Raw genomic sequence first — 14677 nt, 5'->3', positions numbered from 1 at the left:
TATCCCTCCACGTTTTCTTTGTAATTAGTATAACATAGTTTTTTTGTTTTGGATAAAAGTTTTAAATACAAAGGAAGAATTCGGTTTGTAAAAAATCATCTTGATGTTAAAACCTTTTTTAGCTTTGAAACCATTAAGTCTATTTCTTTATATGTAATGTTTAAAGGTGGGAGTAATCTAATTGTATCGTTTTTCACTACATTTAACAATAGATTTTCTTTTAATGCTAATTTTAATATATCTCCTTTTACATCTACTTTAACCCCTAACATTAACCCCAAACCTTTTACTTTATTTACATTTTTAATATTTAAAAGTTGTCTTTTTAAATACAATCCTTTTTCTTTTACGCTAAGTAATAAATTTTGGTTTATTTTTTTTAAAACAACCTTACTGGCAGCAAGTGCAAGTGGATTTGGTGCAAAGGTTGAACCATGCTCTCCTGGTGAGAAGATGTCTGAAAAATTACCTGTAAAAATGGTTGCACCTAAAGGGAGTCCCCCTCCAAGAGACTTGGCAACTGTAATTATATCTGGTTCTAAGTTAAAGTGTTTGTACGAAAAAAATTCACCAGTTTTGCCAAGGCCACTCTGTACTTCATCTGTGACCAAGATAAAATCAAATTTTTCTTTGTATTCCATAATTGTGTTTGCAAATTCTTTTGTTAATGTATCAAGTCCCCCACTTCCCCTAATACTTTCCACAAAAACAGCAGATACTTCTTGTTTTTTAAAAACATCTTTAAATGATTTTATATCGTTGAATGGTAGAAAGATAACGTTGTTAAGTAATGGTAAAAATTTATTTCTTATATTTGGAAAACCGGTTATTGATAGAGAGCCTATTGTTCTACCGTGAAAATTTCCAAAAAATGAGATTATAGCTCCCTTTTTTGTTTTTTTAATAGCTTTTAGTGCTGCTTCATTTGCTTCTGTTCCTGAGTTTGAAAAATATACTTTTCCGTTTTTACCGGTTTCTTTTACCAATCTTTCTGAAACTTCTATTGCATCTTCATCTAGGAAAAAATTTGATATATGACTATATTTTTGTAATTTTTCTATTATTGCATTAGAAATTTCTTCATTACAGTGTCCAAAAGATGTTACACCTATACCGGAAAAAGTATCAAGATATTTGTTTCCTTTATCATCAAAAATCCATATCCCATCTGCCTTTTTAATTTTTATAGGAAATCTATTGTATGTATTTGAAATAAACATAATTTCACTCCTTTAGTGAAAATTCATCTGCTAATGCATTTAACAGAATTTGCGAAAATTCCTTTAGAACTAGAACGGATATTTTAATTTCCGAAGTAGTTACCAATTCAGGTTTTGCATTTATCTTTGAAATTGTTTTGAAAAATCTTGCTGCAACACCTGGACTGGATTTCATGCCTACGCCTACTACTGAAACTTTGTCAAAGGGTCCTTGATAGGTTATATTTAGAGAACTATCAATTTCTTTTATGGCATCTATTATAATTTTTTTTAAATCATCTAATATGGAGAATGAGAGATGGTAATATTTTTCATCTGAATACATGGATATCATATCTATGTTAATATTTTTTTCACTTAAGACTTTAAAAACTCTTTCTATGAGAGTCTCATTTTTTGGCAAATTACTTAGTGTAATTTTTATTTGATTTTTCTCAATTGTTGCACCTGTTACTACGGGTTGTTCAAGCCATTCTGGAATTTTGTTAACCACCCATGTTCCCTCCTTGTTTGAAAATGAAGAGGCACAGTATAATTTAACATTGTATTTTTTTGCAAGTTCTACTGCCCTTGAATGGAGAACTTTTGCCCCTAGAGAAGATAATTCTAGAATATCGTCGTAGGTTATGTAAGAAATTTTTTTTGCATTTGGTATGATTCTTGGATCACATGTATAAATTCCATCAACGTCGCTGTATATTTCACAAGGGACATTTAATTTCCCCGCAACTGCAACTGCGGTTGTGTCTGAACCCCCTCTGCCGAGAGTTGTCAAATCACCACTTTCTGTGATACCTTGAAAACCTGCTATTATAATAGCGGCATTTTTTTTAAGTTCTTTTAGTATTTTGCTAGAGTTTATATCTTTAATTCTTGCTTTAGTGTGCTCATGTGTTGTTAAGATGTTAAGTTGAAAAGCGTTGAAAGATTTTGCTTTTACTCCAAGTTCATTCAAAGCAATTGAAAGTAGAGCAATTGAAACTTGTTCCCCTGTAGTTAAAAGCATGTCCATCTCTCTAGGATGCGGTTTATTGCTTATAGATTTTGCTAGGTTGATTAAATTATCAGTGGTCTTCCCCATTGCAGAAACTATTACTATAACTTTATCACCTTTTTCAATTCGTGCTTTAATTTTTTTTGCAACGTTTAGTATTTTATCTTTATCTGCAACAGATGATCCTCCATACTTTTGAACAACAACCATCTAATCACCTCATATTTCTTAAACCTTCAACAATTTGTGTTTTTGCCTTTGTTTTTTCATCAACTTTTTTAATTATTTTCCCTGGAATTCCAGCGACAACTGAGTTTGGAGGAACATCATCTATTACCACAGCACCAGCTGCAACAACGCTATTTTCACCTATTTCTACACCTTCTAAAACTACTGCATTTGCGCCTATCATAACGTTATCTTTTATAACTACAGGTTTTGCACTTGGCGGTTCTATTACACCGGCAATTACAGCGCCGGCACCTATGTGACAATTTTTCCCAATTATTGCCCTACCTCCTATAACAGCATTCATATCTATCATTGTTTTCTCTCCGATTTGGGCACCTATATTGACTACAGCTCCCATCATAATTACTGCACCATCACCTATTTCTACCATGTCTCTTATTATTGCTCCTGGTTCAATTCTTGCATTGTATTTCGTTAAATTTGCAAGAGGAATGGCTGAGTTTCTTGAGAAGATTTCTGTTTTGAATTTTTTTATTGCAGGATTTTTTACAATTTTTTCTATTTCATCGTAGTCTCCAAATATTATCCCAAATGATTCGGTGCCTACAAATTCAACACTTTTAAAATTTATGTCTTTTAAGTTACCAGATATATATGCTTTTGTAATGGTCCTTTTCTTTGAATTAGAGATAAGATCTATTATTTCCTGTGTATTCACTTTAATCCCTCCTTTATTACGTCTTTAAAGGTATAATAACCTTTCTTTTTACTTAATAACCATTCAGAAGCTTTGAGTGCACCAAGGGCAAATACTTCTCTGGAAATTGCCCTATGTGATATTGAAATTAATTCTCCTTGATTTGCAAATAAAATCGTATGATCTCCAGGTATTCCTCCTATTCTTGCGGAAGTTATATTTATTTTTCTGTTGATAGCTTTTTCAAGCATAAAGGCTGTACCAGAAGGTTTGTCTTTTTTCTCAGAATGGTGTATTTCAAAGATTTCACAATCCCAATCACTAAAAAGTGTTTTGAATTTTTCAAGAATTTCTACAATTATATTTATTCCAAATGAAAAGTTATATGATTGTAAGATTGCAACTTTTTTTGAAAGATCTTTTAAGGATGATATATCTTCATTTGAAAGACCAGTTGTTCCAATGACGAGGTTAGCGCTATTTTTAATACAGAGTTCTATAGTATGTGGCAACGCATCTTTTGAAGAGAAATCAATTATTATCTCAGGAATGTCTGTTTGTTTTATACTATTTTTGTCCACGTATAACACAGGGGTATGTCCTTTCTCGTTGAATAATTTGGTTATTAGTCTTCCTATTTTTCCTTTGTAACCTATAACGCCATATTTCATATTAAATTACACTCCCTTAATGTTTTTTCTAAAATTTTTCTGCTTTCTTCCTTTGCAGGATAAAGTGGAAGTCTTAGTTCATTCTTAATTAATCCCATTAGACTTAAGGTAAGTTTTACCGGTATAGGGTTTGTTTCTACAAATAGGGCTTTAAAAAGGGGATAGTATCTGTAGAACAATTCTCTTGCTTTTTTTATTTCTCCTGTTTTAATTAATTTAAACATTTCCACCATTTGATTTGGAATAATATTTGATGCAACAGATATGACACCATCACCACCACTTACTAGAAATTGGAATGATGTGTCATCATTACCGGAAAACACCTTAAAGTTTTCGTTTTTAAGAAGCATCACTTTGTTAATTTGATCAAAAGATGAATTTGCTTCTTTCAGTGCGACAATATTCTTACAATCATTTGCAAGATTGTATATTGTTTCAGGTAAAATATTTACACCTGTTCTACTGGGCACGTTGTATATTATTATTTCTAAATCTGTATGTTCTGAGATATATTTGTAATAGTGATATAATCCTTCTTGAGTGGGTTTGTTGTAGTAAGGTGTGACAATAAGTAATGCATCTGCACCATTTTTTTCGGCATTTTTAGTCAATTCCAAGGTTTGAGTTAAACTGTTTGTCCCAGCTCCAACCACTAATGGTTTATTTGGATAAAAGTTTTTAACAAAGGAGATTAACTTATTTCTCTCTTCTATTGATATGTTTGGAGCTTCACCCGTTGTTCCCAGTAACACAATGGCATCAATGTTGCTTTGAGTTTTAAGAAGTTTTTCAAGTGCTTTAAAGTCTATTTCACCATTTTCAAATGGTGTAATAATAGCAGTTCCGATTCCACTAAACATTTTCCACACCTCCCTCAAGGTAAAAACCATCATTTAAAATATGTACGTATAATATGCCTCCTTTTGTTATTACTTTAACTTTATTTTCATTTAATATAATCGCTGATGCCGTTGAGCCACTTCCACACGATAATGTTTCTCCTTCAACCCCTCTTTCAAATGTCCTAACTTTTATTGTGTTTTTTGAAAGTTTTTGTACAAAATTAATGTTTGCGTTTAATTTTTTTCTTAGTTTTTTTCCAATATTGTTGATCATTATTTTGTCTACATTATCTACAAACGTAACAAAATGTGGTACTCCTACTTTTAGAAGATATCCGCTAAAGTTTTCAATTTTTATTTTTTGTGCAATAGAAGGCTTTGGCATTTTAATTAGTATTTTTCCGTTGTATATTTTTCCAAAAACTAATCCGGCATCGGTTAGAAATTTTGATACATTTTCTTTTTTTTCGTTTTGTAGATAATAAAAGAAAACCCTTGCTCCGTTCCCACAAAATGGTGCTCTACTTCCATCTTTGTTAAAATAATCCATATAATATATTCCATCTCTTTTCTCTACGAATAAAGCACCATCTCTATCTTTACAGTTTTCCAAAACCCATTTTTTCTTTTCATTATCTGAAATACTGGTTTTTGAAATATCAAATAGTACAAAAGAATTACCATTTGCAGTGTATTTTTTCATTTTCTCATCACCTCTAATATTCGAATCGCATTTGTGGCTGCGCCCACTCTTATGTTGTCTGCAACGTTCCATATTGAAAATGTATAGTCATCAAATTGTCTAAGTCGTGAAACGTATACTATATCTTTTCCTTCTACATCTAAAGGAGTTGTTGGATCTTCGGTATATATTACATTTTCCGATTTTGAAAGAAGTTCCTTTATTTGTGATATTTTAAACTTTTTTTCGGTTCTGATGATTATAGATTCAGAATGTCCGTATTTTACAGGAACCCGAACGGTTGTAGGATATATTTTTATAGAGTTGTCGTTTAATATTTTTTTGGTTTCATTTATCATTTTGTATTCTTCTTCAGAAAAATTGTCATTTAATATGTTTCCGATAACGGGGATGACATTGTGAGCAATTTGTTTTGGAAATACATTTTTTTCGTTATTACCGCTAATTTGGTTTAAATATTCTTTTAATGCTTTATGTCCGGCACCTGATACAGCCTGATAAGTTGAAACATATATTTCCTTTATTTTTAAAAATTCATGAATTTTGTGTATTGAAAGAACCATTTGTATAGTTGAACAGTTTGGATTTGCAATAATACCTTTGTAGTTTTTTACCAGATGTCCATTTATTTCTGGGACGACAAGCGGAATGTTTGGAACCATTCTGAATGCTGAAGAATTATCAATTACTATATTTCCATGATTGGCTGCAATTTGTGCAAAATGTGTGGAGATATTTTTTCCTGCTGAAAAGAGAAGAAAGTCATATTTTTCTTTCATTGATTTTTCTGTTAATTCTTCTACTTTTATTTTTTTGCCGTTAAATTCAAGAAACTTCCCCTTGGATTTATTAGAAGCAAATAATTTTAGTTTTTTTACGGGTATTTTGAAGTCTTCCAATACTTTTATCATGGTTCTGCCTACTTCGCCGGTTGCACCCACAATACCTATTACCACATCAAACACCTCCATAAAAAAATTCGCCTCGTGAAGAGGCGTCGTTGAGAAAAATATATTTATTTCCCAACGATCGGCTCTCCACGGATATTTCCGTGACAGTGGCACAGGTATTCCCTGTACCCCCAGGCATGTAGAGTGGGAGAAACTCTACACCCTTCGGCGTCCTCGCCTTTCAGATTCTCCCAATATTCTCCCATTGATGGAAAATCCTACTCTTCTTGGACGCACCTCCGATCGTATTTAGCTAAATTATACCAAAAAAAAACAAATATAAAAATCACTAAAATGTTAATAATGTTAATATTTTGTTAAATACAACCATGCCCAATAAGGCGAAAGGATATGTTGCACCGTATCCTGCAACTGCTAGGTTACTTTTTGTAGATTCTAGAGCTGCTCCAAGTCCTGGAGTACTTGTCATACCACCAGTTATAGCACCGGCTAAAATTTCCCAATCCAATTTGAATACGTATTTTCCCAGGAAAAAGCCGATGAATATAGAAAATAATGCTATTATTAATGATATAACCATTAAGATCAAACTATATCCATTAAAATTTTCAATTACTTTGTATCCTGATTTAAGGCCTATTGATGATAGAAACATTACAAGCCCAAGATTCTGAATATTTTTCAGAAGATCGGTGTTGAAAGAAAAATTTATTTTTCCAATATTTCCTATAGAACCAAGTGTAAGTGAAGATATTAATAGGCCACCTGTAATTCCCAACTTTATAGTTGAAAAGCCAAGATTTAATGGGATATTACCTATAATAATTCCTATTGCAATAACTAAAGAATATGATAACAAGTTGAACGTTTTTTCTTTTGCTTCTTTTTTGTTTTCCGGTAATTTTTTTTGTTGTGATATTTTTATTTTGAAGATTGATGGTATTAAGTATATGGAGAAAATAACGGCAAGTACGCCTGGTATATAACCAACTGTATATCCAAATACCACTTCGCTTGTGTGATTCACACTTTCAAGAGCTGTGGCAAGACCAGGTGAGCTTGTGAGACTTCCTGAAAATACACCTATTAGGTTATATGGATTAAGTTTTAGAATTAAAATAAATGTAACAGTGAGTAAGAAACCTGAAAAAGTTATTGTAAGTGAGAGTATGAGAAACTTCATGCCGTATTTTTTCAATATTTCTTTTATTTCTTTTGATGCTATTAAGCCAATAGATGTCACAAAAAGTATAAGAGAAAATTGAAAAAAAATGTTAAAAGTATTTTGAAAAGATTTTTCTGAAGAAACAAAATGTGGAAATAACCAGCCAAAAAATAAACCACTAAAAAGTGTTCCAGAAGTTCCTAATTTGAAATTTTTGATCTTTAAGTTTCCCAACAACATCCCGAAAAAAATGCTTAAAAACAATAAAAGATAAGGATTTAGCATTTGATCACCCCAATAAGTTTTCTATGTATTTTGCTACTGGAATGTTTAAATTTTCTAATTTTTTTTCTTTAAATTCTATTGTACCTTCTAAACCTTCGACAATTGCACCAGCATGCCCCATTCTTTTTCCCTTTGGAGCTGTTCTTCCAGCAAAGAAAAATTGTATATTAGAATTGTACCCTTTATTTAGAAATCTTTCCACGTCTAAAATTTCTTCATTACCACCAATTTCGCTTATTATTATTATTTTTCTTGGATTAAGTTTTGAAACATACAAAAGTGCTTCGTAAACACTTGTGCCGATTATGGGATCTCCACCTAATCCTATGCCAATTTTAATTCCTGTTGATTTTTTTGAGATAAAGTTTGCTATCTCATACATTAGAGTACCACTTTTGGAAATTATTGCAACATCCCCTGGTTTAAATGCGTTTTCAGGCATTATTCCAATCTTAGAAACACCTGGTAAAATAATTCCAGGACAATTTGGACCTACAAAGGTAACATTCTTTGATTTTGCGTATTTGTATATTTCTAGCATATCCATTTGTGGAATGTGTTCTGTAATGGTTATGATCTTTTTAATTCCCGCATCTATTGCTTCAAATATTGCGTCTTTGGCAAATTTTGCCGGTACAAATACAATACTCGTATCACAACTGAATTTTTCAACAGCATCGTACATGTTATGAAGAACAGGAACATGTTCAATTTCTTTTATCTTTGTATTTTTTGAGACACCACATACTATGTTTGTGCCGTATTTTAACATTTTTTTTGTGTGGAAACTACCATACTTTCCAGTTATACCTTGTACACATACTCTTTCTGTACCATTTATCATACGAAGTCCCCCTTTACAGCACTTTTGATCATTTCATACATATCGTCAAAAAAGTGAATATTGTGTTCTTTTAAAATTTTTTTTGCTTCATTTTCGTTAGTTCCAGTAATTCTAACAAAAAGTTTTATATCATCATTTTTTTCTTTGAAACTTACAATCGCTTTTGCTATTTCATCGCATTTTGTTATTCCACCAAATATATTTAGGACAATATTTTTTAACGAAAGAGATTTTAAAAGTTCAAGCGCTTTAATTGTAGTTTTTGTATCTGCACCTCCACCAAGATCAAGAAAATTTGCAGGTTTACCTCCATACAAACTTATTGCATCCATTGTTGCCATTACTATACCTGCTCCACAGCCAATTACTCCAATATCACCATCGAGTTTTACAAAATGAAAAGGATATTCTTCATGTACAAATTTTTTTGCCCATTGTTGCCTAAAAATCGCATTATCATCTAAGTGTAATACGGCATCAAGTGCCATTATATTTCCTTCTTTTGTTTTTACTAATGGATTTATTTCCAAAAGAGTTAAATCTTTTTCTTTCATTATTTTGTGTAATTTTTGGACTATTGGTTGGATTTTTTTTGGAAGTTTTTGGATATCTGATAAACTATGTCGTTCAATTTTATCTTTATTATCTTCTATATCAATTCCGCCAAAGTGTGAGAATAATATTTTTATTTCTTTTTCATATCTATCGATGTATAAAGATAAGTAGTATTCTTTTTCGATATTTACCATTTTTTCAACTAGAACTCCATAAGGTGTTTCACCCATTATTTTTTTGTGCAGTAGTTTTTTTGAGAATTTTAAAAATTCATCTTTGTTTTGTGCAAATAAAATTCCTCCAGCTTTCATTCTGCCTCCAACAAGCACCTGACTTTTCAGGACAGCAGGTAAAAATTTCACTTCAATTTCCCTATCATTGGAAATAAGATAACTTTCAGGAACAGAGATCCCCCCCTCTTTTAATATCCTTTTTCCTACAAATTCATGAATTTTCACTTTCACACCTCCCGTTTCGCAAAAAAATTTTTCTCAATCTACCCGCGAGATTGAGAAATACGTTGGAATAAAGGCAGGTCTCCCGGCTCCTGGATCTTCCTACTTACCACGCCTTCCCAGGTTTCCCCAGTGGCTGGTTGTGGCTTTCGTCCCCAGTTACGGTGGCGGGGCCGCACTGGTTTTTCACCAGTTTCCCTATTAAGCCATAGGCACCTTTATTCCACGTTGTATTTAATTTTCAATGTTATTATATCATCAAGTTTTAAAAATTGAAAATAAAAAAATCAGATTAGACGTATATTATTTTGAATTTAAATTGGAAAAAAATACAAAAAATATCATTATTTGGTAATATGTTTAAAAATAGCTATACAAAGACTTATATAAAAATGAAGATAGAGAAGAGGAAAAGACTTTTGATTTATTGAAATTTAGATTTTTTTATATTTCAAACATTTGGATAAAAAGAACTTTCTGCTTACTTTATTTTTCCAAGAAAGTAATTTTTAATATTTAGAAAAGACTTTATTGTTTTTTTAAATAATGAATGAAAAAGATAAAAGAAAAATTATGAAGTTTTAGAAAAGAGGTTACGAAAATTATATATATTGATTCAAGACTTGTTATATTTAAAGAAAAAATTATGAGTTAAGATAAACAAAATTCGAAACATAGAGTAAGAAAATTACAAGAGATAATAAGTATTTAGAATGAGGCGCTTTACTAACGCCTCACTTTATTTTCATTATTGATTTTTAAAGTTAGTGTTTTAGGATAAGGTTTTTTAATTTTTTGTATTCCTCTTCGCCAATTTCACCTTTGGCAAGTCTTTCGTTCAAAATTTTTAGACTGTTATCGTATGTTTCAAAATTTTTTTCATAGCGAAAATCTGGATGTTTTTCAGAGTTTTTGATTAATTTGTAAATTAAGAATGAAAAAAAGATTAAAACAATTAGGCCTATAACTGGGGCTATCCAACTAAACCATCCACTGTGCCAAATAAAGGGTCTATGATACCAGTACATCAAAAATCACCTCCTATTTGTTTCTACTTTATTTATACAGATTAAAACTTAAAAAAAACTTAGAATTTCAAGTTTTTTTAAGATTTGTGAGTTTAACTTTCTTTATAAAATTAAAAAAATGGTAAATATTTTTTTGTAAAACTCTTTACTGATATGAAAAATCGGGAGGTGAGGATCATGAAAAAGTTCTTCAGTATTTTAATTTTGTTTTTTATGGTTGTGGTTTTTGGCAATTTTGGAGTAAAGAATGTTATATACTTCATAGGTGATGGAATGGGAATTAATCATCTGGTTTTGGCAAGTCTTCTTGAAGGAAAAACATTAAATATTATGAAATCACCTTTTGTTGGTTATGTTACAACATACTCTGCAAACTCACTTGTTACAGATTCTGCAGCTGCAGGTACTGCCCTAGCCACTGGTTTTAAAACAAATAATGGTATGATTGGTATGCTCCCAGATGGAACAATAGTCCCAACTATTTTTGAGATAGCTTCAAAATATGGTATGAAAACGGGAATAGTTGTAACTTGTAGAGTTACACATGCGACTCCTGGTGCTTTTTATGGACATGTAAAAACTAGAAAAGATGAAAAGACACTTGCAAATCAGCTGTTAAATAGTAAGTTAGATGTGGTGATGGGGGGAGGTTGGAAATATTTTGATGAGAAGATAGTAAGTGAAAAGGGGTTTGACTATATTAAAAGTAAATCTGAACTTGCGAATTATACAGGAGATAAATTATTAGCACTTTTTTCTGATAGTCATTTAAATGCAGCAAGTGAGCGTACAGATGAACAACCTATGCTTTATGAAATGGTCGAAAAGGCACTTTGCCTACTTTCCAAAGATGAAAAGCCATTTTTCTTAATGGTAGAGGGTTCACAAATTGATTGGGAAGCCCACGGAAATGATGTATATGGTGTGTGGAAAGAAGTAATGGAATTTGATAAAGCAGTGGAAGTGGCATTAAAATTTCTTGAAACACATCCAAATACGTTAATTGTTATTACAAGTGATCATGAAACAGGAGGGTTAGGTCTTTCAACAGGAGAATATTCATTATATATAGATGTAATAAAAGGGTATAAAAAGACAGCAGACTGGATAATGAAAAACTACGATGTTAACAATGAAGAAGAATTTAGGAAAACCATAAAGCGTTATTTCAACGTTGAACTTTCAGATAAGGAAATTCAATTATTAAAACAAACAAAAAATTCAAGTAATCCATATAAAGCAGCAAGTTTGCTTGGAAGAATATTAAGCGAAAAAGCACTTGTTGGTTGGACTGCTTATAAACATACGGCAGCTCCAGTTCCAATATTTGCGTTTGGTCCAGGTGCGGAAAATTTCAATGGATTTATGGACAACACGGATATACCAAGGATAATATCAAGATTACTTGGATATTCTCTTTCACGTGAGTTTTAAATGAAGAAAATAAAAGAATAACCCGCAACTTTTGCGGGTTATTCTTCAAATGCCAGGTCTTTTTTTAATCTTTGAATACTTATGTTTATTATTGGGCTATTTAGACTCGAGAGTATTAACTTTACGATATATTGGGATATTACCATGTTCATTAATACATTTAGATCATAAGTCCATAAGAAAGAAACTAAAACAAATACTATAGAGTCAACTAGTTGAGTTATAACCATTGAAAATGTATTTCTAAATATTACGTTATTTATTTTAAATAACCTTTTGGGCAAGTTAAATGCCCAAACGTTTGTATATTGTGCGGAAAGATAAGCAAAAAAACTAGCAAGAATTATTCTCGGAGTAGAATTAAATACAGCTACATAAGCGGTGTTTTTGTTAAAAATACTTGCAGGTGGATAAAGAATTACAATATAAGAATAAATAACCAATATTAAAGACGATATAAATCCAATCTTGATGACCTTTTTTGCGATTTTTTCTCCATATATCTCAAATACTATGTTTGATATCCCAAAACTTAGAGGATATATTAATACAGATAAAGTGATAACAAAAGGACCTATATTAACCAATTTGCCTGCAATAATGTTTGAGATTATAATAACGGCGGTAAAAATCCCAGAAAGTGTAATGAGCTTTTCATAGTATTTTTCCATCTTTTTCCTCCTTTTATCTCAAATTTTTAGCATTTAATTCTATAATGTAATTACCTTTTTTTCAAGTAAAAATATTGTAAAATCTGTTAAAATTGTAAGAGTATCTTAATTGGTAGTTTTAGATATCTGGTATAATATAATATAAAGCGGTAGAAGGAGGTGCAAATATGAAAAATTTGTGTTTGTACGATGACGGTGAACATAAATATTATTTACTTGGCTGGGAAGAAACAGAAGAAGGTGGTTTAGTACCTACAAATCAGTATTTAATCGTCCATGGAAATAAAGGTTTTTTGCTTGATCCAGGTGGTGCACATGTCTTTCCGAGAGTACTTGCAAATGTCTCAGAGATAATATCTCCGAAGAATATAGAAGGTATTTTTTATTCTCACCAGGATCCCGATGTATCTTCTGGTGTTACAATGTGGCTTTCTATAGCTACTAATGCAAAAATATATATATCTGAACTTTGGGTGAGATTTTTACCACATTTTGGTGTGTATGATAAAAGAAGAGTTGTTGGAATTAAAGATAAAGGCAATGTTAATATGAATTTTAGCGGATATAAATTAGATTTTATTCCGGCCCATTTTTTACACGCACCTGGAAATTTTAATGTATATGATCCTATTTCGAAAATTCTCTTTTCGGGTGATATCGGTGTTTCTGTTTTACCGTTTAATAAAAGAGTACAAATGATTGAGGATAATTTTGGTGAATTGTTGGAATACATGGAAGGATTTCACAAAAGGTATATGAGTTCAAACAAGGCTTGTAGTAAGTGGGTGAATATGGTTTCAAAATATGAGATTTCTATAATTGCTCCTCAACATGGAACATTGTTAAAAGATAAAGCAGCAAGAGATTTTTTAAATTGGTTTAAAAACTTAAAATGTGGAGTTGACATAATTGAAGAATTTTACGGGAGATGATAATATGAAGATAGATAAAGATACGTTAAATACACTTTCTTCTGCTTTTTACGTGCAAAATTTAATGTTATCCTTTATGGATCAATTAGATGAGGTTTTAGTTTCAAGGATTTCTGAAATAAAAGGGGAAATTGAGAAAATAACGGAAAGATTTGAAAAGCTAAGCAAAGATATTGATAATCTTTTGGGGAATTTTTCAAGGGAAAGTAATGAGATATTGAAAAATATAGAAAATGCCTATGAAATAAATAAAAAGATAGATAATGATTTAAAAAATCTTGGAACAGATGTAAATACAGTTTCAAATAAATTTAGTGAGACTATACAAAAAACATCGGAAACTTTTGAAAAATTTAGCAAAGTTGGAGATTTGGTGAAGGCTATACAAAAGATTGCAAAACAAACAAATTTATTAGCTTTAAACGCTTCAATTGAAGCAGCAAGGGCCGGAGAATACGGAAGAGGATTTGCAGTGGTTGCTTCAGAAATCCAAAAACTTGCAGAGGAATCTCAAAGTGCATCAAATAATATATCAAAAATTATTGCGGAAATATCTACTTCTATAAAGGATTCACTTGGTTCTTTAAATGAGATTCAAAAGCTTTTTGATGCGGTACAAAATGCTTTGGCAAATTCCATGGATTACATGAAAGATAACATTAAAGTTATGGAAAACTCTAGAAATTTACTTAATATAACTGAGGAAAATTTAAAAGAAGAATCAACAGTTTTGTCTGAATCGGTTAATATATTATCAGAGACGTCTAATGAATTTAGTGTTATAGTAGAAGTGATAAAGTCTATTGTGAATTCCCAAAAGTCATTAAAAGACTTGAAATTATAGTCTAGGAGTGAGATTATATGGAGGACAAAAGGTTTGTTATATTACACGGATTTGAAAAAGATGATATATTTAAAGTAATGAAGATATTAAAGGAAAATTTTCCAGAAAAGGAGTTGATTTTTGCAACTACCACCCCAACTAATTTGAATTGGAAACTTTCCGATTTAATAGTTGAAATTGAAAAGGAGCACAAAGTTATGAAAAAAATGAGGAAATAATAGGAGTTTTGGA

At 31.1% G+C, this 14677-nt stretch carries 16 protein-coding genes and 2 riboswitches; of the genes, 4 read left to right on the top strand and 12 right to left on the bottom strand.

Annotation, left to right across the window (positions count from 1 at the left end):
- Positions 1–95 precede the first annotated feature (95 nt).
- From XO08_RS00960 to XO08_RS00905, 11 genes are all read right to left on the bottom strand, one after another.
- Positions 96–1220 (bottom strand): aspartate aminotransferase family protein, encoded by a 1125-nt coding sequence (locus tag XO08_RS00960; RefSeq protein ID WP_075665215.1) that lies wholly within the window; start codon positions 1218–1220, stop codon positions 96–98.
- Between the two features lie 4 nt (positions 1221–1224).
- Positions 1225–2424: an aspartate kinase gene (locus XO08_RS00955; protein WP_075665214.1), complete on the bottom strand. Its 1200-nt coding sequence runs from the start codon at positions 2422–2424 to the stop codon at positions 1225–1227.
- A 4-nt stretch (positions 2425–2428) separates the two neighbouring features.
- On the bottom strand, positions 2429–3124 hold the full coding sequence (dapD, locus tag XO08_RS00950; RefSeq protein ID WP_077287071.1) for a 2,3,4,5-tetrahydropyridine-2,6-dicarboxylate N-acetyltransferase: 696 nt from the start codon (positions 3122–3124) through the stop codon (positions 2429–2431).
- Entirely contained in the window at positions 3121–3774 is a 654-nt protein-coding gene (locus tag XO08_RS00945; protein ID WP_075665212.1) for a 4-hydroxy-tetrahydrodipicolinate reductase, read from the bottom strand. The genes dapD and XO08_RS00945 overlap by 4 nt, the downstream gene beginning before the upstream one ends.
- Positions 3771–4637, bottom strand: coding sequence for a 4-hydroxy-tetrahydrodipicolinate synthase (gene dapA, locus XO08_RS00940; RefSeq protein WP_075665211.1), 867 nt, complete (start codon positions 4635–4637; stop codon positions 3771–3773). The genes XO08_RS00945 and dapA overlap by 4 nt, the downstream gene beginning before the upstream one ends.
- Positions 4630–5322 carry a diaminopimelate epimerase gene (dapF, locus tag XO08_RS00935; RefSeq protein WP_075665210.1) on the bottom strand — a complete coding sequence of 231 codons (693 nt, stop codon included), beginning with the start codon at positions 5320–5322 and terminating at the stop codon, positions 4630–4632. The genes dapA and dapF overlap by 8 nt, the downstream gene beginning before the upstream one ends.
- Positions 5319–6278 carry an aspartate-semialdehyde dehydrogenase gene (locus XO08_RS00930; RefSeq protein ID WP_075665209.1) on the bottom strand — a complete coding sequence of 320 codons (960 nt, stop codon included), beginning with the start codon at positions 6276–6278 and terminating at the stop codon, positions 5319–5321. The genes dapF and XO08_RS00930 overlap by 4 nt, the downstream gene beginning before the upstream one ends.
- 66 nt (positions 6279–6344) lie before the next feature.
- Positions 6345–6522: riboswitch (Lysine riboswitch) on the bottom strand.
- A gap of 39 nt (positions 6523–6561) precedes the next feature.
- Positions 6562–7683: a hypothetical protein gene (locus XO08_RS00920; protein WP_075665208.1), complete on the bottom strand. Its 1122-nt coding sequence runs from the start codon at positions 7681–7683 to the stop codon at positions 6562–6564.
- 4 nt (positions 7684–7687) lie between these two features.
- Positions 7688–8527: a CoA-binding protein gene (locus XO08_RS00915; protein WP_075665207.1), complete on the bottom strand. Its 840-nt coding sequence runs from the start codon at positions 8525–8527 to the stop codon at positions 7688–7690.
- A complete protein-coding gene (locus tag XO08_RS00910) occupies positions 8524–9540 on the bottom strand; it encodes a succinate--CoA ligase subunit beta (protein WP_075665206.1) in 1017 nt (338 codons plus the stop codon). Before XO08_RS00910 ends, XO08_RS00915 begins: the two co-directional genes overlap by 4 nt.
- Before the next feature lie 54 nt (positions 9541–9594).
- Positions 9595–9772: riboswitch (cobalamin riboswitch) on the bottom strand.
- Positions 9773–10301: 529 nt separating this feature from the next.
- Positions 10302–10565, bottom strand: coding sequence for an SHOCT domain-containing protein (locus XO08_RS00905; protein ID WP_077287068.1), 264 nt, complete (start codon positions 10563–10565; stop codon positions 10302–10304).
- A 177-nt stretch (positions 10566–10742) separates the two neighbouring features.
- Between XO08_RS00905 and XO08_RS00900 the strand changes: the two genes are divergently transcribed.
- Positions 10743–11999, top strand: coding sequence for an alkaline phosphatase (locus XO08_RS00900; RefSeq protein WP_077287065.1), 1257 nt, complete (start codon positions 10743–10745; stop codon positions 11997–11999).
- 38 nt (positions 12000–12037) lie between these two features.
- Here XO08_RS00900 and XO08_RS00895 read toward each other — a convergent pair whose 3' ends face one another.
- Entirely contained in the window at positions 12038–12670 is a 633-nt protein-coding gene (locus XO08_RS00895; protein ID WP_077287063.1) for a queuosine precursor transporter, read from the bottom strand.
- A gap of 167 nt (positions 12671–12837) precedes the next feature.
- Here XO08_RS00895 and XO08_RS00890 point away from each other — a divergent pair, with 167 nt between their 5' ends.
- From XO08_RS00890 to XO08_RS00880, 3 genes are read left to right on the top strand one after another with little or no spacing between them, the layout of a single operon-like run.
- A complete protein-coding gene (locus tag XO08_RS00890) occupies positions 12838–13602 on the top strand; it encodes an MBL fold metallo-hydrolase (protein ID WP_077197762.1) in 765 nt (254 codons plus the stop codon).
- Complete coding sequence (locus XO08_RS00885) at positions 13580–14446, top strand: methyl-accepting chemotaxis protein (protein WP_232218201.1); 867 nt, start codon at positions 13580–13582, stop codon at positions 14444–14446. Before XO08_RS00890 ends, XO08_RS00885 begins: the two co-directional genes overlap by 23 nt.
- A 17-nt stretch (positions 14447–14463) precedes the next feature.
- Complete coding sequence (locus XO08_RS00880; protein ID WP_075665200.1) at positions 14464–14664, top strand: DUF3783 domain-containing protein; 201 nt, start codon at positions 14464–14466, stop codon at positions 14662–14664.
- Positions 14665–14677: the final 13 nt, after the last annotated feature.

It is taken from the genome of Thermosipho sp. 1074 (genome assembly GCF_001999655.1).
GTDB classification, from domain to species: domain Bacteria; phylum Thermotogota; class Thermotogae; order Thermotogales; family Fervidobacteriaceae; genus Thermosipho; species Thermosipho affectus.
The sequence above is the reverse complement of the archived record's forward strand: the minus strand, read 5'-3'. Positions and strand labels throughout refer to the sequence as shown.